This window comes from Fibrobacter sp. UWCM (genome assembly GCF_900129735.1).
Taxonomy (GTDB): domain Bacteria; phylum Fibrobacterota; class Fibrobacteria; order Fibrobacterales; family Fibrobacteraceae; genus Fibrobacter.
This window is the reverse complement of record NZ_FQWR01000007.1, coordinates 32,992-53,297: the sequence shown is the minus strand read 5'-3', so window position 1 is coordinate 53,297 and position 20,306 is coordinate 32,992. Positions and strand designations below refer to the sequence as shown.

Genomic DNA, 20,306 nt, shown 5'->3' with positions numbered 1-20,306 from the left:
ACAAATGAATAATTAGCCATCACACATTACACACTACACATTACACATTTTACAAAAGGATTTCAAAATGTTTCTCCCCCTTCCCGACGATTTTCATGCACACCTGCGCCAGGGCGAACTCATGCCCGGATATGTGCGAGACTTAGCGAGCCAGTTTGGCCGTGCCATCATTATGCCGAACACCGTACCCGCGATGACCAGCGCGAAGGCGATAAGCGAGTACAAGAAACAAATTCTAGAAGCGGCAAAGGACGTGCGGCCCGATTTTGAACCGCTGATGACCTTCAAGCTGAACCCGAACTACACGGAGCAGGATTTGAAGGACATGATGGCGGTAGGCGTCGTCGCTGGAAAATACTACCCTGCAGGCGTCACCACGAACAGCGCAGACGGCATCAGCGACTTCGAGGCGGTATTCCCGGTAGTCGCGATGATGGAAAAACTCGGGCTCGTGCTATGCGTACACGGCGAGGAACCCGGTGAATTCTGCCTGGACCGCGAGCCCGCATTCATCAAGCGCGTAGAGACGCTTGCGACAAAGTTCCCGAAATTGAAAATCGTCTTTGAGCACCTGAGTTCCGCAAAGTCGGTCGAGGCGGTGAAGCGGCTGCCCGCAAACGTGGCGGCGACGTTCACAGTTCACCACCTGATGATGACTCTCGATGACATCGTAGGCGACGCCCTCAGGCCGCACCACTTCTGCAAGCCGCTCCCGAAGCGGCCTGAAGACCGTGCCGCCATCCGCGAGGCCGCCTTCAGCGGCAACCCGAAGTTTTTCCTCGGCACGGACTCCGCCCCGCACCAGCAGGGCAAAAAGGAATGCCCGTGCGGGGCGGCGGGCGTCTACAGCGCCCCGGTGGCCCTCCCCCTGCTGGTCCAAGAATTTGACCGGGCCGGCCACCTCGACAAACTGCCCGATTTTATCGCCGGTTTCGGAGCCGATTTCTACGGACTCCCACGGACCACCAAGCAAGTCGAAGTCGTGCAGGAAAAGTGGACCGTCCCGACCCTCGTGAACGGCGTCGTCCCCCTCGCCGCCGGCCAGACATTAGACTGGAAGATAAAGATTTAATTTAAGGTTTAATTTAATGTCAACGTGAACTTGACGCCCACGGCATACGCGGACATCTCGCCGATATCGTCCTTGTCGTCGGCACTGCCGTAGGTAAGCGTCCCCAAGGCGCCCATTCCCCATTCGTCGCCGGCCCACCATTCCTTGCCGACTCCGACCTGGAAACCGATACCCGCTTCGGAGGCTCCACCCGCTCTAGAGTTGCCCACCTCTTCGATGGTAAACACAGACAAGCCGAAACTTCCGGTAACGAACATGTTGTCCAAGAAGTAGTAGGTAGCACCGAAACCGAACAAGATGAGACTTTCGCTCTGGTTCGTAGTCGCAACGGTCCGTTCGTACTCATCCTTGAGTTCCAGATCAGAAAAGTTCTGTACTTGCGTAATAGTCAGGTGCAAGGCAAGGTTAGGAGCCACGCAGCCAACGCGAGAATGAACTTTTTCATATTTTCTCCTTATTAAAAAGAATGTAGGCGAAAATTAGCATTTTCCGTTCCCCTTCCGGTCTAAAAAATATACATTATGAGCAGAAATACAACACGGATTGGTTTATGCGCGCAATACTTGCAACCCTATACTACCTCGTCGTCTTTGTCGGCATGATTATCCTCGGCGTACCCTACATTATATACAAAGGATACATCTGCGGACACAAGGAAGAAATCACGAACGTCTGCCAGTTCTTCTTCAAGAACATCGCTTTTAAGTTGTTCCGAATCAAGATAAAGATAGAAGGCGAAGAGAATATCCCGAAAGGCCGCAAGGGTTTTGTCATCGTGGCGAACCACCAGAGTTTCCTCGACATCAACGTCATCTGGCCCGCGATAGGCAACGCGGCCTTCATGGCGAAGGCAAGCCTCTGGAAGGCACCCGTTTTCGGCTGGGTCATCAGCACCATCGGCTGCATTCCCGTGCACAAGAACCCGCGCATGAATGCCGGCATGGGAAAGCTTGTCTCGGAACGCATCGCGAAGGGCTACAACTTCGCCGTGTTCCCCGAAGGTCACCGCACCGAAGACGGCCACATGCTCAAGTTCCAGAACGGAATCTTCCGCATGGCGAAGGACCAGAACTTCGACATCTTGCCCATCACGCTCGTGAACACCGGGGAAATTCTCCCGAAGGTCAAGTGGTCCATCCGTGGTGGCGAGGTCAGGATGGTTGTACACCCGATGGTAAAGGCCAGCGACTATGCGGACAAGAGCATGGCAGAACTGCGCGACGAACTGCACGATTTGGTGGAGTCGGCGATGCCCTACAAGCAAGCGGAACTTGCACAAGCGAAATTAGATGCCGAAAGCGGCACAAAGGAGGCCTGATATGGCACAGCGTTTACCCAGTGAAGAACAGATTATTGCAATTTTGCGCGACGAGCCGATGGTCGGAAGCCAGCTGCGCGGAGCACTCGGGCTCCCCAAGAAGCAGAAGATGGCGTTCAAGCAGATGCTTGCCGACATGGTGGAACGCGGGCTGTTGAAGCGCACGAGCCACAAGGAATACCAGCTCGGCGACGGCGAGAGCCTCGAAGAAAAGCGCGAGAAGCGATTCAAGAAGATTGCGGAACAGGGCGCAGAAGACAACCGCAGGCCCGCCGCCCGCAGCCGCAGGCAAAACGACAAGGAAAACGAGACCCGCGTAAAGCGCGGCATACTGCACCAGATTGGTGACGAGCAGTGGGAAGTTCACGAACTCGAGACCGGCAAGGTGTACGAGATGTGCCACCGCAGGCAGGCGCCGGGCAAAGAAGGCGAGACCATCAGCTTTACGCTTTACCCGCACCCGAAACTCAAGCACAGCTACCTCGCGAAGGTGGACCGCAGCGCCGAAGCGTTGAACGTGAGCTGGGACGAGGTCAAGACGAAGTTCATGGAAGAGAACAACCTGCCCAAGGACTTCTCGCCCGCCATCAAGAAGTTCGTGGAAGGCATCAAGGAACCGGGTCCGAAGGATTTCAAGGGCCGCGTCGACTACCGCAAGCTCGACGTGCTCTGCATCGACCCCGAAGGCGCCATGGACCACGACGACGCCATCAGCGTGGAACGCACCGAGAACGGATACAGGCTCGGCGTGCATATCGCCGACGTGAGCTACTATGTACCCGAAGGGAGCGACCTCGACGAGGAAGCGCTTGAACGCAGCTACACGCAGTACCTGCCGTGGACGGCGGTGCCCATGCTCCCCGAAAAGCTTTCGAGTGGCGTGTGCAGCCTGCACCAGGGCGTAGACCGCTGCGCATTCACCTGCATGATGGAACTCGACAAGCAGGCGAACGTGCTCAGCTGGGATTTCCACAGGAGTATCGTGAACGTATCGAAGGGCATTACCTACCAGGAAGCGGTGAAGATGATGGAGGCGGGCGACGATTCCATCAAGGCGCTCGCCGAAGTGACCGCGTTGCTCAAGAAGAACCGCACCAAGGAAGGCCTGCTCGAATTCAAGAGCACCGAATACGGTTGCAAGTTCAACGAGGCAGGCGAACCCGTGCAGATCGTGCCGCGCGAGACCGACGAGAGTAACTCGTGGGTCGAGGAATGCATGCTCATCGCGAACAACTGCTGCGCGAAGGAACTTTCCAAGCGCAAGCTGCAGGGCATCTACCGTATCCACGAGGCGCCCGATACCAAGGACATCATGGAACTGTACTACATGTACCCCGACCTGTTCAAGGATGCACCCGTGATGCTGCGCGACCTGGGCAAGCCCCGCAGTGGCGATACCAACCTGAACCCGGTCGCCTTCAAGCTGTACCAGCACCTGGTGAAGCGCGCCGGCGACGACGAGACGCTCATGAACCGTATCCTCCGCAGTATGCAGAAGGCGCACTACGACAGCAACAGCTTCGGGCACTTTGCATTGAACTGGCAGGACTACAGCCACTTCACCAGCCCTATCCGCCGTTACGCCGACCTCTGGTGCCACCGCGAACTTGCACGCAAGGGCAAGGAAATCAACGCCGAGCGCGCGAACAACGTGATCGAGGTCTGCGACTTGATTTCTGCAAACGAAATCAAGAACATGAAGGTGGAACGCATCTCCATCAAGGTGTGCAGCTGCTGGATATTGAAGAACCGCATCGGCGACGACTTCGAGGCATCCGTCACGGGCATTGAGGAATGGGGAATCTACGTGAGCATCAAGGACCCCATCGCCGAGGGCCTGGTGCGGTTCCGCGACATCGCGGGTGACGACTTCTACGTGTTCAATCCGGACCAGGGCCTCGCTTTCGGCAAAAAAAGCGGGCGCACGTTCCGTCGTGGCGACATCGTGAAGGTGCGCCTCCTCCGCGTGGACCCGCTGCGCGGCCAGGCGGACTTCAGCATCCTCGAGAAGATTTCGAGCGAACCCAAGAAGCGCCGCCGCCAGGGCGAATCCCGCGACGTGCAGGAACGCGCGGACCGCGCTGCGGCCGCCGAAGCGCTCGGCTACGTGAGCCAGCCCGACGACTTCGAAGACGATTTTGACAACGGCTACATGCCGCCCCGTGCACGCAACCGCGAGCAGAGGCGCAAGGCGGCCTTTGCCGACAGGGGCGAGTTCGCCCGTGGAGGCAGGGGCGGTCGCGGAGCCGGCGGCGGCAAGCCGCGGGCACGCAAGACCGACGCACGCGGGGGCCGTGGCAAGCGCGGGAGAAGGTAAACTGGAATCGTTATGGCAGCATACAAGAAAGTCGCGCTCTATGCAAGTTACCAGACCGGGGAATGCCTCCCCGGTTACGTGAGGTTTGCACTCTCGCACCTTGCACAGACAGACTTTCACGTAGTACTGCTGACGAACAAGCGCCCCCTTTCGGAAGAATCGCTCAAGTTCATCGCCGACAACGACATCGAACTCTTCCTCACGCAAAACCACGGGTTCGATTTCGGGATGTGGCACCGCTACCTGCAACTCAAGGTACAAAGTCCCGCCTCGAACGGGTCACAGGGCGCCATAGGAAGCCTCGACCGCCTTCTGGTCCTGAACGACTCCATCGTGTACTTCCAGGACAACTTCGCGAAGTTCTTCGCCGAAGCGGAAAAGCGCGATGCCGACGTGGTATCGCTCACGCAGAGCGACGAGATTGCGCCGCACCTGCAGTCGTTCTTCCTGTATATGAAGCAGCCCGCACTCGGGGCATTCTTCATGCACCTCTTCGAGACGCCCGAGCAGGAGGACTTCGAGAGCACGGTAAGGCTCATGGAAGTGGGCCTCAGCGAAAAGTTCGCAGAAGCTGAAGTCAGCATCGACAGCATCTACCGCACCAAGGATAAACCGCTATTCGCCTCGCAAGAACTTATCGAGCAGGGGGCGGGATTCATCAAGCGGAAACTTTTGCAGCGCCGGTTCACCTTCAGCGAAAAGAAGCACTTTATCCGCATGGGGTACAAGAAACTGCTCAATGTGGACTATGCCGGTATCATCAAGAGCGCCGGCCTCGCACCCGATTTCAACGAAACGTGGATTCCTACCCCGATTGATTCAAGCCTGAAGTACGGGGCCGACCTCGTGTGGGAAGGGGCTTTCGACAAAGTCGGGTGGCCGCTGCTCCGCACCGCTATCAAGGCGAAGTACAAAATGCTCGGCAAAACCCTCGAAGGTGACGAGTACAGATAAGACAAGGGAGGGGGTCCACCCCCTCCCTAAGACTCTCCCGGCACTTAATAATCCGCATCATTCAAATCATATACCTATGGTATAGCGGATTATTTGCGTGGGCGCCTAGCGGCGCGGTTTATCGCCGGACTATTGCTTAATTACTTCTTCTTGACGATTTCGGCGTCTTTCACGTCCTTGCCCTTCAGCTTGTCGGAGGTCGCGCCTGCGGGGGCAAGGTTGCGGTTGATCAACTTGTACTGGACAATGCCCCAGATGTTCGAGACAATCATGTAGATTACAAGTCCCGAGGGCATCACTGCGCTGAACAGGAGCATCATCGCGGGCATCATCCAAATCATCATCTTCTGCTGGGCCGGGTCCATCGCGGCATTGCTGCCCATGGTAACCTTCGTCTGGAAGTACATCGTCGCCACCATTATCCACGGGAGAATCGCAAGGCCCGAGGGCATGATGATAGGAATGGAAATGCCACTCCACACCACGTCGCTACGGCTCAGGTCCGTCACCCACAGGAACGCATGCTGGCCACGCAGTTCAATCGCGCGCCCGAGCACAAAGAAGAGGCCCATGAATATCGGCATCTGAATGAGCATCGGGAGGCAGCCCGTGCAGCTCTGGAGCGGGTTTATGCCATTCTTCGCGTAGAGTTCCATCATGGCGGCCTGCTTCTTCTGCGGGTCGCTCCTGTACTTCACGTTAATCTCGTCCATCTGGGGCTTGAGCGCGGCCATGCCGCGGGTCGCCTTCATCTGCTTGAGGGTAAACGGCGTGGTCACCGCACGCACGATAATCGTAAGCAGGATAATCGCCACCGCATAGTTCGGGATAAGCCCGTAGAGGAAGTTCAGGAGCTTGAGGAGCATCTTGCAAATCCATACGAACCACACGTCGGCACCGCACCACTGCCAGCCCGTCACGATAACCTTTTCGTACTGCTGGTTCAGCGCGGCAAGTTCATCCCACTTGAGCGGGAGCACCATCACGTTGTAGGCAAGCGTATTGCTTCCGCGCAGATCATCCTTGAGAGAAATCTTGTAGGTACCCGGGTCGCCCTCGTTGTCCTTCACTTCCATGCGCGTCGCATCGATGACGACAGGCACAGCTTCGTCGAACTGCACCGTCATGGCTACGTACTTGCGGCGAAGACCCGCCCAGGCAATCTTGCTCTTTTCCCCGTTGAACCTCTTGAGGGAATCGCGGCTCATTTCGCGTTCCACAGAGTTGTCCGCATTGAAAATCACTTCGCTGTAGTAGTACGTTCCGCCGGAACCGATTCCCATGAAGCCCTTGCTCTTCGGGATGGACTCGGTTTCCTTCATGCCGCCGTTCCAGGCGAGTTCGTACTTCGAGGGGGTAAACCCGACAAACTTGTTTTCCTGGCGCACGGCCGGGCCGTCCTTCGTAAAGCCATAGCTGCGGACAACCTGGCTGCCGTGAACGTCGGTAAACGTGAACTGCACGCTGGTATCGCTATCCACCGTAATCCATTCGGGAGCGTCCGTCGCAAACACGGCGTCGCTCAGGTTCGCACCGTCAATCGAGAGGTCGAGCGCGCCTTCCGCCGTATCCAGGAAGAGTTCGGGGTAGTTGCCCGCGGTATCCTTCAGCGCCTTCACGATGAGGCTCTTGATCTTGCCGCCCTTGCCATCGAGGGTCATCACGAACCTGTCGGTCTCGACCGTCACCGTACGGCGTTCGGGCGCCTTCGGGGCAACCGCGGCAGCACTGTCGGCTACGGCAGAATCGGCAACCGCGGAATCCACGGCAGCGGGCTCGGCAGGCGCCACCGCAGAGAGCACCGGCGCGGCCTTCTCTTCGGGAGCCACATTGGACGGGAGTACCAGGTTACCGGCGGGCTTGGCGGCCGCTACGGAATCCTGGACGAGGGCCGCGGCCTTTTTCGCCTTTGCCTTCGCCATCGCCTCTTCGTTCGGCTTGTTCATGTACATCCAGCCGAAGACAATCAGGGCCATCAGGATGGAGCCAATAAGGGTATTCTTGTTCATTTCTTTTCCTTTCTGGGCGGGACCGGGTCGATACCGCCCTTGCAGAAGGGGTTACATCTCAGAATCCTAAAAACCGCAAGATAGAAACCTTTGAAGGGCCCGTGGACCCGGAAAGCCTCTATCGCATACTGGGAGCATGTCGGGTAGAACCTGCACACTCCCCGAAAAAAATAGGGATGTATCCGCTGGTAAAGCCTTATCGGGAACACCAGCGCCTCCACCACGAAATCCCTAGCCTTCGACATCCGGAGCTCCCGCGGCATCGGTCCGCCATTCCATCTTGCGGAAAATCTTGAATGCGGATTCCCGGAGGCGATCCGCCGTCATCACGTCCGAAGGGTCGGTCACGATGACCATCGCCCAGACGGGCTTCTTTATCGAAGGTACCATCCCGAAGAACAGCGGGCGCAAAATCCTGCGGCACTTGTTGCGGTAGACCGCGTTGCCGTTCTTCTTTTTCGCCAAAAAACAAAAACGACAAAAACCGTCCGGGCTTTCAATCCAACGCATCGAGAGTGATGGCGTGCGGACGAACTTTCCCTGGACGGCTACTTGCCGATAAGCCGGCTGACTGGGCAGCCGATAAGAACGCAGAGCGGCCATTAGGCCAACCCCGGCTTACTTCTTGTAGATGGAATCGCTGATGGTGAGGCGCTTGCGGCCCTTGGCACGACGACGGCTCAAAACGGCACGACCCCAGCGGTCTTCCATACGGGCCATAAAACCGTGCTTGTTGACGCGCTTACGATTGTGAGGCTGGAATGTTCTTTTCATGATAAAACCTTTTTAGTGCAAAATTTTGAGTCCCAAAAATAGTAAAATGCCCGCATAAATCAAGGGGTCAGGAGCCACGAAATGGCCTTTTTGCCCCGAAACGGGGATTACCACAGGGACAGCCCCAACTAATCAACAATTTATCAACATACAGGAGGTCTGAAGGCGCAGCCCGCGGCCCCGGCTAGCCGACATCCATGAAGATGCGCACCTGGTTCTTGCCGCGCGACTTGAACCCGTCCAGCAGGGCATCGACCTTCTTGAGCAGGCGTTCGCGGTCGAACTCGTTCTCGTCGCGGCAAGGCACTATCCCCCCGCTAATCGATATGCGCACATCGGGCGTGTTGTTCCAGATGAACCCGCTTATCTTCTCGCGGAAGGCATCCGCCCGCATGAAGGCTTCCACGTCGGAATCGGCAGCCATAATGAACAGGAAGGTTTCCTCGCCATATCGCGCACCGCATTCCCCAACGCCCTCGTTTACCGTTTCCCAGAGGGCATGCGCCACGTTGCACACGATACGGTCGGCCACGACATGCCCGAACGAATCGCCCAGGGCCTTGAGGTCGTCGATCGTGAACATGAACATGTAGTAGCGGTCGCGGCTGTGCCACACGATATTCTCGAGGTACTGGATTACAAAGCGGCGGTTGTAGAGTTCAGTCAGGTCGTCGTGCTTGGAGAGGTAATCGAGCTTGGCCACCAGACGCTCGCGCTGCACGCGTTCACGAACATAGGCATTGATGGCGAAGGAACAGATGAAGAAGATTGCTCCACCCACAAGCACGAAGTTGGCCGAGAAGTCCAGGTACACGATTCCCTTGCTCGGGGGCGGCATCAGCAGGTGCGGGAAGAACCACGCCAAGACATAGAGAGTCACGCCTACAAGCATGGTCAACACCGCAGATGTGAACCGTATCTTGCGGTTGCTGATAAAGCTGCTCAGGAACGGGCCCACCAGCATGTAATAGGGCATGGCGCTATCGACCCCCGAACAGAGGAAAAACAGGAGAGGTGTCGAAACGGCCGTGTAGAAGAATATCAGCAAGAAAAGGCCGACCGAATAAAGCGACGTGCGCATCACGAAAAGCGCAACCAGGATGCAGATCGCGAAGTCGATGAAGCACATCAGTTCGGCGAGGTTGCTCACATCCTCGACCACGGTGATGAGTGCGCCCGAAAAAGACACCAACGTAAAGATGACGTGGATAATCCAGAACAGCTTCTGTTCCAGGGTTTCGAGGTTATTCCACTTCTTTTTCAGAACCGCAATCATGGGCCGCTCCTTTCTAACCCCATAATATAACTTGAAAAACATGTAATTGCCATATAAAATCCTGAAAATTTTATATTTTTCCCTGTAGAAACGAAAAACGGAAGGCTTTCATGGAACTCACACCGCTCGATATCCGCAACCAGACATTCCACAAGAAATCCCTCGGTGGCATCGACGCCGAAGAAGTCAAGGCATTCCTGGATACGGCAGCCACCGCATTCGAACAGCTGTCGCGCACCCGTACCGACCTGACCGAACGCCTGAAGATAGCCGAAGAACGCGTGAACTACTACCGACAAATCGAGAAGACCATCCAGGACGCGGTCATCACGATGCAGCGCACCGTGGACGAGGTAAAGGCCAGCGCCGAGAAGGAAGCGGAACTCATCATCGCCGAAGCGAAGGCCAGGGCGGTCCGCGAAGTGGAGTCCACCAAGAAGCAGGCCGAAGACCTGCGCGCCGAAATCGAGCAGCTGAAGCAACTCCGCAGCAACTACTTTATCCGTTGCAGGGCCCTTATCCGCGGGCAGGAGGAACTCCTCGCCGCCATGGAAAACGACCAGCGCGAATTCCAGGCCCCCGCACCGCAGCGCAACCAGGGCAGCGAGCCTCCCCAGCCGATCGGTTCCATAGGCAACGTGCTCGCCTAACGGTCACACGCCACCCATGCGCATAAACATCAAGGTACATGCGAGAAGCAAACGGGAGAGCGTAACCGCCCTCCCCGACGGCAGCTACAAGGTCGAAGTGAAGGCGCCCCCGGTCGAAGGGGCGGCGAACGAGGCCATCTGCGAACTGCTGGCCGAACACTTCAAGGTGCACAAGCGCGACGTGAAGGTCGTGCTCGGTTCTACGAACAACAAGAAGGTCGTGGAAATTTCCGGACTCTAGCGGTTCTTCTTCAAGATGCCGACGACACTGCGGTCGCGGACGAAGGTCGCCTTCGCGACTTCCTGCACTTGCGCGGGAGTCACCTTCTCGAGGGCGTCAGCCCAGTTGAGGAATATGTGGTAGTCGCCGTACATCTCGTACCAGGCAAGCATCGTCGCCACGTTCTCCATGTCGGTAAAGCTGCGGATTAGCCCCGCGTAGGCGTGGTTCTTCACCTTCTGGAAATCACGTTCGCTCACGGGCTCGTTCTTGAGCCGTTCAAGTTCTTCCCACACAATCTTCTCGACCTTCGCGACATCCGCATCGAGCTTCATGCTCACCATCACGGAGAATTCGGAGACATACTTGTTCGGGCTGTTGCCCGCCTTTACGCTCACCGCGAGCTTTTCCTCTTCCACCAGGCGCTTGTACAGCCTGCCCGAGCGCCCGTTCAGCACGCCTTCCGCGATATCGAGCGCATAGAGACTCGGGTCGCCCACTTCGGCCGTCTTGAACACGAGCGAATACAGGTTCGGCGCATCGGGGCGCACCTGCGTAAAGCGCTTCTCGCCCACCTGTTCCGGGTCACGTACCGTAATCGGCGGGAACGCCTCGCCCGCAGGGATATTGCCGAAGTACTTCTTCACCATCTCCATCGTGGAGGCAGTATCCAGGTCGCCCGCCAGCACGAGAATCGCGTTGCGCGGCTTGTAGTACCTGCGGTAATGCTCGTCGGCCATCTCGCGAGTGAGGTTCATGATATCGGACGGCCACCCGATGGTCGGCACGCGGTAGGGGAACGCCTCGTAGATAAGCGAATTCATCGTCTCGAAGAAGCGGCCCGTGGGCTTGTCGTCGTAACGCATGCGGCGTTCTTCCCGCACCACGTCGCGTTCGGAATAGAACTCGCGCAATACCGCGTTCTGCATGCGGTCGGATTCCAGCCACATGAAAAGTTCGATCTTGTCCTTCGGGAGAGTCACGATGTAGGCCGTCATGAGGTCAGTCGTGAACGCGTTGAGGCCCGTTCCGCCCGCGGACTGGTAGGCGCCCCAGAGTTCATCCTTCACAAAGAGCTTGCGCTGTTCATTCAGGAGGGAATCGTGCTCGGCGGTAAGTTTTTTGACGGTCGCGGTATCGCCCGCGAGCCTTGCCGGACGGATAAGCGCCTGCAGGCTGTCCTCGCGCGCCATGAACGCCGCATCGGCAATACTGTCGGTAACGCCCACCTTCTTGGTGCCCTTGAAGAGTTCGTGCTCCAGGATATGCGCGAGGCCCGACTTGCCCGGAACCTCGTGAACCGAGCCCGTCACGTAGAACAGGCGGCAACTCACCGTGGGTGCCTGCCTGTTCGGGTGCAACAGCACCGTAAGCCCGTTGTCGAGAACCTCCTTGTGGACAGGGAGATTCACGCCCGCCTGCGCGGGCATTGCAAGCGAAACGACAAGCGCCGGAACCGAGGCGCATTTCAGTGCATATTTCAAGATGGCGTTCATGCCCTAAATTTACACATTTTTTGCAGGGAGCCGGGATTATTCCTCCATGAAAATCCCGATGGAAAGGTTTACCGAGGAATACGCCGAACTCTTGCCGGTAAGGGTCGCGTATATGGACTTGCCCGCATCCATCAGGTTCGCAAGGACAATGTTGTTCTTGCGCGGGATGTACCCGAGCTTGTTGCCCGCGCCGTCCTTCACCACGATTGCATACCTGTCGTAGCGGTTGTCCGGTTCCCGCAACAAGGTAAGGCGGTCGCCCTCGCGCAGTTTTTGTGCAAGGGATTCTATACCCTTCACAAAGAACGTGCCCGTCACGAATGAATCCAGAAGGCGTATCGACCTCGCGAAGGGAACCGGAATCGAGAGCCCTCCCTCGCCGTGCAACAAGGCAAGCATGCCGCCCGCCGTTCCCGCATTTACAAGTTCTGTCGTCATAATGCCTCCTATACGGCGCCGTTCAGTTGTTGCAGGTGAATTTCGCACGCAGCGATGCGGTCATCGAGCTTCGCGCATTCCGCCTTCAGGTCCTGAATGCGTTTCATCACGTTCTCCGGTTTCGAGAGCAACTCCGCCTGGTCAAACGGGAAGGAGGAACGCACCTTCTTCAACCGCAGGGCGAGTTTCAAGAGCGTGTCGCGGTACTGTTCGCAACGCTTGCGCAGGGATTCAATGCATGATGGTTCATCGTTCTTCTTCTCGCCGCATTCCACAAGCACGGCGATGGCCTCGAGGGTAGCGAGATCGCCCGAGTTGTAGGCCTCCACGGCCTGTTGCAGGCAGGCGATGTCATCGGGAGTCGCACCCGGGTGCAAATCAGGGTGCAGTGCGCGAACCACCTGCTGGTAGAGTTTCTTGGCGTGTACCGCCTCCTCGTCGCTGTACTCGCGGAATGTCATCTTGGAAGCCCGTTCCGCATCGGCGGCCTTCCTGCGCAAGACCTGGTTGTACTCTTCCGCCTCGGCATCGAGAATCGCGTCAATCGCCTCCATGTCGGGTTCTGCACCGCGGTTCAAGTAAGAACGCACCAGGTCAATGCGGCGCCGGAGCAGGCGGAACCTGTAGTACTTGCGCGTCAGTTCCAGTTCGAGCCTACCGAACCGCTTGCCATATTCTGCCTTCAAAAGTTCAGTTTCCACGCCGGTCGCACGGTCCAGCTGCGTACGCACCACGACAATCTCTTCACGGAGGCGGGCAACCTCCGCCCGTAGCGATTCATATTCAGGATGTAAAATCAAGTCGTTCATACCGGCCTCCTGTTGATTTCTTCATATTCAAATCTAAAATAATTTAGTGTCATAAAATGTCATTTTGATAATTTCCGCAAAATATTTTTCAGTTCCCGTTTTTTTGATGTATATTCTAGGCTTGGCTACAGTAATTCTCAAATGGAACCCCGCTATTTCGAGCTACACGCTCGGGCGTAGCGACCACGGCTTTGAACAGGCCCGCGAAGGAAAGAACTACATGCTCAACTGGAGCATCTGGGAACACGAGCAGGTCCATGCCGGCGACAGGTTCTTTATGCTCCGCGTCGGGGACGTCATGATAGACAGCTACGGAGAGATTTTCAAGGACGGGCTCGGCATGCACCACCTGTACCACATTTTCGAGGGTGACGGGAATATCGAAAACGACGGCCCGCGCGACCTAGCGCTCAAGCGTCTTGATTTCGCCGCGCCTTACGCGCTCTTCGCTGTACGGGTCTATGTGCACGAGCGCATCCACCACGTTCTCGCCCGCGTCGATGAGCCTGCGTTCCACATCCTCGGCCAAATCGTGCGCCGCAAGGAGGGTCATCTCGGCAGGCACCACCACGTGCAAATCCACATGCAGGTCAGAACCCACGTAACGCGTGCGGAAACCGTGTATGCTGATGACGTTCGGGCAGGCAAGCGCCACTTCCTTCAACTTCTGCGCGACCTCCTCGCTCGCCCCCACATCGGCGACGCGGTGAATCCCGGGCCAGGCAATCTCGTAGCCGGAATGCAGGATAAAGCAAGAAACGATAATCGCGCCGACGGAGTCCGCGAACCAGAGCGTCGGGAAAATTATCCCGAACAGGACCGCAATCAAAACAGGAATAGAACTGTACGCATCGCTCCGGTGGTGCCACGCATTCGCTTCCACGGCCTCGCTACGCATGGCACGCCCCTTCGCCCGCGTGTAGCGGAACAGGGCCTCCTTCACGACGATGGAGACCGCCGCCATCACGGCCGCAATCCACTCGGGGTGCGACTGTTCGCCGTTTACAAGGGCCATTATGGCATTGTAACCGAGCCCGATACCCACCGCGCATACGGCAAGCCCGATACCCACCGAGATGAGCGTCTCGAAACGCCGGTGCCCGTACGGGTGGTCCGCATCGGGGGGCGCGTTCCAAAACCTGGAACCCACGATTATCGCGATATCGGTAATGAAATCCGATGCACTGTGGATGGCGTCGGCAACAAGCGCCTGGGAGCCCCCAAAATAGCCCGCGAAGAACTTGCTCACGGAAAGAACCACGTTCCAGACAAGCCCTACCAGCGTTACGCTGCGGACCTCGGAGCCGTCGTCTTTCTTTCTGATGCGCGTCATGCGACCTAATATAAAATTTATTTTATAAGCAAATGAAGGCGTTTTTCGCTTCCCATGCAACCTTTTTGGCCCGCCGGGCATCAAAATACCCGGAAAAAGGGCAATACTTTCTATTTTTTGGCTGCATCTATGAAAATCTTGAAGAAATTGCTGAAAATCGCCATCGTGCTCGCGGTACTTGCGGGCATCGCCTACGGCGTGAAGTTCTTCTTCTTTACGGAGAAGGCAAGTGACGCCGCGGGCCCGCTCGTGAGCGCGAAGGTCACGCAGACTACGATTTCGACGACAATTTCGGCAACGGGAACGCTAGAGCCGGTCGACCAGGTGGAAGTGGGCACGCAGGTCTCGGGCGACATCGCGAAAATCTACGTGGATTTCAATTCCAAGGTCAAGAAGGGCCAGGTGATTGCCGAACTCGACAAGTCGAAGCTCAAGGCGACACTCACGCAGGCAGAAATCGCCTACCGGAGCGCAGAAAACGACTACAAGTACAAGGAATCGACCTACAACCGAGTGAAAAAACTTTCGGAGAGCAATTCCGCGAGCGCCGTGGAACTGGAAACCGCCGAATACAACATGAACGCGGCAAAGTTCGCCGTGGAACGCAGCAAGAACGAGGTGAACCAGGCAAGGCTCAACCTGAGCTACGCGACCATCAAGAGCCCGATTGACGGCGTAGTCCTGAAGCGCGCAGTAGAAGTGGGCCAGACGGTAGCCGCCTCCATGAGCACGCCCACCCTGTTCGTCATCGCGAAGGACCTAAGCCAGATGAAGGTGATGGCCGCCATCGACGAGGCGGATATCGGCCAGGTGAAGCAGGGCCAGAAAGCGACATTCACCGTCGACGCGTTCCAGGGAGAATCGTTCAACGGCGCGGTACAGGAAGTGCGCCTGAACCCGACAACAACGAGCAACGTGGTGACATACACGGTGGTGATTACCGCAGAGAACCCGGAACAGAAGCTCTTGCCCGGCATGACGGCGACCTGCACCATCGTGACGCAAGAGGTGAAGGATGCCATCGCGATTCCCGTGAAGGCTCTCAAGTTTACTCCCGCAGACGGAACCCCGATGGCCGACCCGAAGGACATGCCGCGCCCGCCGCGCATGGATCGCGACTCGCTCGCAGGCGGCGACAGCGCATTTGCGAAGGGAGACTTCCCGCCTCCGCCCCCAGGAGGTTTCGGCCCGCCGGGTAGCGGTACCGGCGGCTCCGGAAAGTTCGGGCCTCCGGGCAAGACGTTCAAGAAACGCGCCGGAGCGAAGAAACCCGCGGGCGACCACGTGTGGGTCAGCATCGACGGGAAGGCGGCCCCCCGCAGGGTCAAGACCGGCATCAGCGACGGCGTGAACATCCAGATTCTGAAGGGGCTCTCCGTCGGCGATTCCGTCGTGGTGAGCCAGGAAAGCATCAGCGCCGCCAGTACCGAGAAGGCAAAGGCCTCGAACCCGTTCATGCCCACCCCGCCGGGCAGGAAGAAGAAATAAGGCCGGCGCATCGCCAGTTTTGTCATCCAGATACAAACAAGTCCGCCCGAAGCGGACTGTTTTGTTTATACTGGAATTTTATTGCGGGTTACCCGCGCTCGTACCGCACGTAGGCGAAGCGCCTGCTGTCGGGGGCCCAGGAATTCACGTTAATCGTCCCCTGCCCGCCAAAGAGCTTGAGGATAGTGCGCGGCTCGCTCCAGCCAGTATCATCGCTGCCGGTCATCAGCCGGATTTCCACGTTCTTGTTGGGCACGTGTTCGCCGGGGCGCACGTCGCGCTCGTGGTAGGCAAGCATCACGACCTTCGTGCGGTCGGGCGAAATATGCGGGAACCAGGTATTCCAATGCGCATCGAACGTCATCTGCGTCTGCTCGCTGCCGTCCGCCTTCATGCGCCAAGCCTGCATGCGGCCCGTGCGTACGGAGTTGAACCAGATGTATTCGCCATCGCAGTCGTATTCCGGGCCGTCGTTCAACCCGAACGCAGTCGTGAGCTGCGTCTCGTTCCCGCCTGCAGCAGGAATCGTGTAGATATCGTATTCTCCGTTGCGTTCGGCGCAGTACGCGAGCATCTTGCCGTCGGCGGTAACGCCGTGCAGGTAGCTCGGGGCAAGTGGGGTCACGAGTACCGGCATGCGTCCGTCAAAGAAAATCTTGTAGATGCGCGAAAGCCCGTCTTCCTTGGTGTGGTGGCTCACGTAGAGCCCCTCGCCATCGGGAGAGAGCACGTGGTCGTTGTTGCAGTTGTTGACAAAGTAACTCGGGACTTCCGTCACCTTGCCGCTTTCGATTTCAATCTTGTAAATGCGGCCTTCGCTATTGTACGTGAGGAACTTCCCGTCGGCGCTCCAGTTGGGCGCCTCGATAACGCAGTCGAATTTCTTGAGCAGTTTGGATTCGCCGGTCTCGATGTCATAAACTTCAAGGAACGACTTGTCGCCACTGCGGTTCCAGACTTCGCCCGGGCTGAGTTCAAACGGGTAGCTTACTCCCCATGCGGCGCGGAGGCTATCCATCTGCGTCATCATCTGCATGGTCTTGCTGTGGGGCATCTCGGGGCATTCCCTGAGCCCCTTCTCGAGGGCCGCCTTGCAGCCCAGCACCTCATATTCGTAGCAGTTTTCGATGCGGGGCGGCTTCACCGATTCCACAAGCGTCCCGGCAACATCGAACAGCTGGATTTCCACCATGTCGTTGAGGTTCTGCACACGGATAAAGCCCGCGGTTCCGTAGATGACGCCCTCGTTCTTGAGCGGCGCCACCATCGACGTCTTGAGATGTGCGACCTGCCCGCCTGCATACACGAGGTCGATCCAATCCGTCGCATCCACGCCCGTATGGAACTTGACGCACTTCGTCTTCGTCTGCACGATATGATTCGCGACGCAGTCCTCACCCGACGTCATCCCCGCGCATTCCGCAACCGACGTCATCCCCGCGGAGGCGGGGATCTCCCTGCAAATTTCAGGATCAGTTAGGAAGATGTCCGCGAACGTGAGGCTGTAAATACCCAAATCCAGCAGCGCACCGCCCGCAAGTTCGGGCTTTTGCAGGCGCCCGATATGCGAAAGCGGCATCGAGAAGTCGGCCTCCACGCTTTCCACCTTGCCAATCTTCCCGGCCAGAATCCAGTCCTTCACCATCTGCACCGCAGGCAGGAATCGGGTCCACATCGCCTCGCTCATGAACACGCCCTTCTCTTCGGCAAGGGCAATCACTTCCGATGCCATCAGGGCATTCGCGGTAAAGGCCTTCTCCACGAGCAGGTTCCTGCCGTGTTCCAGACAAAGCAAAATATTGTTGTAGTGTTCGGAATGCGGTGTCGCGATGTAGATCAAGTCCACCGCAGAATCCTGCGCGAGTTCCTCGTAACTGCCGTATGCGCGACCGAACCCGTAATCGTCGGCAAACTTTTTCGCCTTGTCAAGCGTGCGCGAAGCCACTGCGTAGCATTCCACGCCCATACCGCGTTTTTCGAGAGTCTTGACCGCAGCGGCCATCTTCGTGGCGATATGGCCACACCCGAGAATTGCAAATTTCATAAAAACCTCAAAAGAGCCGCTAGCAATCTACCCGCGGCTCTACCAATATACACTTATTTGTGGACCAGCGCCACCCCTACAAAAATTTTGCTGGACTCATCTGTAAACAGGTTATTCAGACTGCGTCACTTAAACTTCGCGATAAATTCGTCGCCATCCTTCGGCGAGACCATGCGCGGATTCTCCGTACTCCCGTCCGTCCAGCCAGCAAACGAACTCCCTTCGGCAGGGATCGCCTCGAGCAGCATATCGTTACCTTCAAAGAACGTGCCCGTGTACTTTCTATCTGGAAGTTTCATGCCATCAAGAAGCACGCTACCGTTGCCGTTTACAGCAATCGTAACGGAAATATCGTCACCCAAACCGAACTCGATACGATATTCGTTACGGGTAGATTCTGTCCGGCCATATGCAAACGAAGTCACATATTCTCCGGTACGGTCGAACCCTTCGGGAAACGGCCCATACGGGCTATAGCGGCGCTCGAACACATCCTCGTTATTCAGGTCACGTTCCAGTTCTTCTTGCGGAATCTCGGAATTCACCTTGTTCACCGCGGCCACCACGCGCTCGTAAGTGAGGTAGGTGCTGAGCATCACCGCCCCGTGATTCGCGAACATGCGGCAAAAGTCGGGATTTTCCCTTAGTTTGATGTAGATATGCGCAAAGAATCCAGGGCCGGTACGGCCGGAACCCCTGTCATTGCGGATCCAATCAAACATGGTTCCCGTATTCATTTGGAAATCCTCACTCACCCAGTCCCAGCCGAATCCCTGATCCACATCGAACAAGATGAACTTGTAGGGCTGCCCGCTGGAGCGCCAAGCGCGCACATTGTTGCTCGGCCAGTCGGCGTTACGCAGGTATATCTCCGCGGCCATGTAGTCGGCGTACGAGCCCACATCAAGCATCGTCTGTACCTGCTTATAGGCGGCATTGTCCGCTCCCGAAAAATCGTTGGTCGCGACAAAGTCGAGCATGCTCAAGTAGGAATCGGCGGTGCCACCGTTGGCAATAACTTCCTTCTTCTTGTGCTTCACCATGTCCACGTCCTTGGAGTCGATTCCGTAGTTAGTCTCCACGAAGTGTTCGTTCAGGCGTTCGCGCAAATCGTGAATGCCCATGTACACGCCGTTGTAGTACACGAGCACCTGGCGGCTGCGCTGGTAATCCACCGAAGAGCCCTCGACGATGCTAGTCATGGCGGGGTCGGCCACGAAATCACCCACGTAGCGGTTGCCACCGTTACGCAGGTTGAACCCCTTAAACTTGCACGCTTCAGGGCGCGTCGAGAATAGTGGATAGTTCAAACGACCGTCCTCGTATTCCCTCTTCATCTTGATGGCCACGGGCTTCTTGGCGTATGTCCTGCTGTAGTTGCCCATCAGGGATATGCCCGCATCAATCTGCCAGGTCTTGCGCGCGCTCAGACTCCCCTTCTCGAAGAACTCCACGTGCACGGGGAACTCGGCATCGCTCATGATGTCTACCGCGCAGTCGTGCGGGTTTTGCCCGTAGCAATCACGCGTATCGCTGTACTTGGTCCAGAAGAACACGGAATCCACGGTAATGGCCACCACCGGCATGCGCGCGATCTCGTTTATAAAGAAGGTGTGGTTCGACTTGCGGGCAACGGAATCGCCCACGAATTCGGCACACCGCACGGGGGTGTTCCTGAGTACGCTGTAGGGCTCCGCAAACTCGGGCGTCTCGGGCGTGGGTTCCGAGCCATTGAAGGTGCAACGGATGGTTCCACCATACAGAGGGAGCGGCACGGGAATCGTGAGTTCGCTGTAAAAACCGGCAGGGGGCAGCAGGTGCTGTTTCAAATCACCATCTTCGTCTTCGCCGGGGTCATCGGTGCCGCTAGAAGAACTGCTGGCATCCCCGCCATGGCTAGAACTGCTCTTGAATCGGCCCTCCATATACCATGTATATAGGGAATCCGAAGCAAGAATGCTGTCTGGGACCTCTTCGCCGTCGGGGCCAAGCACAGGCTCGCTTGAACTGCCCGTAGAATCGTCATCACCGCAGGCGGCAATAAAGCCCGCACATGCAAAGGCCGCAAAGAAAATCGCTAATTTATCCAAAACAATGTTCTTCATGGC

Annotated in this window: 19 protein-coding genes and 1 pseudogene; 7 read left to right on the top strand and 13 right to left on the bottom strand. The window is 57.1% G+C overall.

The genetic code is table 11. From position 1 onward, the window contains the following. Positions 1-67: 67 nt before the first annotated feature. Complete coding sequence (gene pyrC, locus BUB22_RS06345) at positions 68-1,072, top strand: dihydroorotase (RefSeq protein ID WP_073114400.1); 1,005 nt, start codon at positions 68-70, stop codon at positions 1,070-1,072. A gap of 8 nt (positions 1,073-1,080) precedes the next feature. Here pyrC and BUB22_RS06340 read toward each other — a convergent pair whose 3' ends face one another. Beyond that, entirely contained in the window at positions 1,081-1,488 is a 408-nt protein-coding gene (locus tag BUB22_RS06340) for a hypothetical protein (protein ID WP_073114399.1), read from the bottom strand. Between the two features lie 134 nt (positions 1,489-1,622). Between BUB22_RS06340 and BUB22_RS06335 the strand changes: the two genes are divergently transcribed. The 3 genes from BUB22_RS06335 to BUB22_RS06325 are packed head-to-tail and all read left to right on the top strand — an operon-like array spanning position 1,623 to position 5,661. Next, positions 1,623-2,390 carry a lysophospholipid acyltransferase family protein gene (locus BUB22_RS06335; protein WP_073114398.1) on the top strand — a complete coding sequence of 256 codons (768 nt, stop codon included), beginning with the start codon at positions 1,623-1,625 and terminating at the stop codon, positions 2,388-2,390. 1 nt (position 2,391) lies between these two features. Then, the gene (locus BUB22_RS06330) at positions 2,392-4,707 is read left to right on the top strand and encodes a ribonuclease R family protein (RefSeq protein WP_073114397.1); all 2,316 of its coding nucleotides are present in this window, start codon (positions 2,392-2,394) and stop codon (positions 4,705-4,707) included. Between the two features lie 12 nt (positions 4,708-4,719). Further along, a complete protein-coding gene (locus BUB22_RS06325) occupies positions 4,720-5,661 on the top strand; it encodes a rhamnan synthesis F family protein (protein WP_073114396.1) in 942 nt (313 codons plus the stop codon). A 140-nt stretch (positions 5,662-5,801) separates the two neighbouring features. Here BUB22_RS06325 and yidC read toward each other — a convergent pair whose 3' ends face one another. From yidC to BUB22_RS06300, 5 genes are all read right to left on the bottom strand, one after another. Then, entirely contained in the window at positions 5,802-7,670 is a 1,869-nt protein-coding gene (yidC, locus tag BUB22_RS06320) for a membrane protein insertase YidC (protein ID WP_073114395.1), read from the bottom strand. After that, entirely contained in the window at positions 7,667-7,915 is a 249-nt protein-coding gene (gene yidD, locus BUB22_RS06315; RefSeq protein ID WP_072813221.1) for a membrane protein insertion efficiency factor YidD, read from the bottom strand. Before yidD ends, yidC begins: the two co-directional genes overlap by 4 nt. Continuing rightward, complete coding sequence (locus BUB22_RS06310; protein WP_073114394.1) at positions 7,902-8,273, bottom strand: ribonuclease P protein component; 372 nt, start codon at positions 8,271-8,273, stop codon at positions 7,902-7,904. The genes yidD and BUB22_RS06310 overlap by 14 nt, the downstream gene beginning before the upstream one ends. A 15-nt stretch (positions 8,274-8,288) precedes the next feature. Next, complete coding sequence (gene rpmH / locus BUB22_RS06305; RefSeq protein ID WP_072813226.1) at positions 8,289-8,444, bottom strand: 50S ribosomal protein L34; 156 nt, start codon at positions 8,442-8,444, stop codon at positions 8,289-8,291. A 184-nt stretch (positions 8,445-8,628) separates the two neighbouring features. Next, positions 8,629-9,720: a GGDEF domain-containing protein gene (locus BUB22_RS06300; RefSeq protein WP_073114393.1), complete on the bottom strand. Its 1,092-nt coding sequence runs from the start codon at positions 9,718-9,720 to the stop codon at positions 8,629-8,631. A 110-nt stretch (positions 9,721-9,830) separates the two neighbouring features. On the opposite strand from BUB22_RS06300, the gene BUB22_RS06295 reads away from it, so the two are divergent. Both BUB22_RS06295 and BUB22_RS06290 read left to right on the top strand, forming a co-directional pair. Beyond that, complete coding sequence (locus tag BUB22_RS06295) at positions 9,831-10,370, top strand: DivIVA domain-containing protein (protein ID WP_072813232.1); 540 nt, start codon at positions 9,831-9,833, stop codon at positions 10,368-10,370. A gap of 16 nt (positions 10,371-10,386) precedes the next feature. Then, a complete protein-coding gene (locus tag BUB22_RS06290) occupies positions 10,387-10,611 on the top strand; it encodes a DUF167 domain-containing protein (protein ID WP_072813235.1) in 225 nt (74 codons plus the stop codon). Here BUB22_RS06290 and BUB22_RS06285 read toward each other — a convergent pair. From BUB22_RS06285 to BUB22_RS06265, 4 genes are all read right to left on the bottom strand, one after another. Beyond that, entirely contained in the window at positions 10,608-12,086 is a 1,479-nt protein-coding gene (locus BUB22_RS06285) for a M16 family metallopeptidase (RefSeq protein WP_083535421.1), read from the bottom strand. The two genes, BUB22_RS06290 and BUB22_RS06285, sit on opposite strands and share 4 nt — an antisense overlap. A gap of 36 nt (positions 12,087-12,122) precedes the next feature. Beyond that, the gene (locus tag BUB22_RS06280; protein ID WP_083535420.1) at positions 12,123-12,524 is read right to left on the bottom strand and encodes an HIRAN domain-containing protein; all 402 of its coding nucleotides are present in this window, start codon (positions 12,522-12,524) and stop codon (positions 12,123-12,125) included. An 8-nt stretch (positions 12,525-12,532) separates the two neighbouring features. After that, the gene (locus BUB22_RS06275) at positions 12,533-13,333 is read right to left on the bottom strand and encodes a hypothetical protein (RefSeq protein ID WP_073114392.1); all 801 of its coding nucleotides are present in this window, start codon (positions 13,331-13,333) and stop codon (positions 12,533-12,535) included. Between the two features lie 403 nt (positions 13,334-13,736). Continuing rightward, a complete protein-coding gene (locus tag BUB22_RS06265) occupies positions 13,737-14,666 on the bottom strand; it encodes a cation diffusion facilitator family transporter (RefSeq protein ID WP_073114390.1) in 930 nt (309 codons plus the stop codon). Between the two features lie 129 nt (positions 14,667-14,795). Between BUB22_RS06265 and BUB22_RS06260 the strand changes: the two genes are divergently transcribed. After that, the gene (locus BUB22_RS06260) at positions 14,796-16,154 is read left to right on the top strand and encodes an efflux RND transporter periplasmic adaptor subunit (RefSeq protein ID WP_073114389.1); all 1,359 of its coding nucleotides are present in this window, start codon (positions 14,796-14,798) and stop codon (positions 16,152-16,154) included. A gap of 88 nt (positions 16,155-16,242) precedes the next feature. Here BUB22_RS06260 and BUB22_RS17305 read toward each other — a convergent pair whose 3' ends face one another. The 3 genes and pseudogenes from BUB22_RS17305 to BUB22_RS06250 form a co-directional block, all read right to left on the bottom strand. After that, the gene (locus BUB22_RS17305; RefSeq protein ID WP_371586848.1) at positions 16,243-17,067 is read right to left on the bottom strand and encodes a TolB family protein; all 825 of its coding nucleotides are present in this window, start codon (positions 17,065-17,067) and stop codon (positions 16,243-16,245) included. 312 nt (positions 17,068-17,379) lie between these two features. Further along, positions 17,380-18,198 (bottom strand): annotated as a pseudogene (locus BUB22_RS17300) (Gfo/Idh/MocA family protein); the annotation flags it as partial. Positions 18,199-18,323: 125 nt separating this feature from the next. Next, positions 18,324-20,303: a CotH kinase family protein gene (locus BUB22_RS06250; RefSeq protein WP_139258793.1), complete on the bottom strand. Its 1,980-nt coding sequence runs from the start codon at positions 20,301-20,303 to the stop codon at positions 18,324-18,326. Between the last annotated feature and the right edge of the window lie 3 nt (positions 20,304-20,306).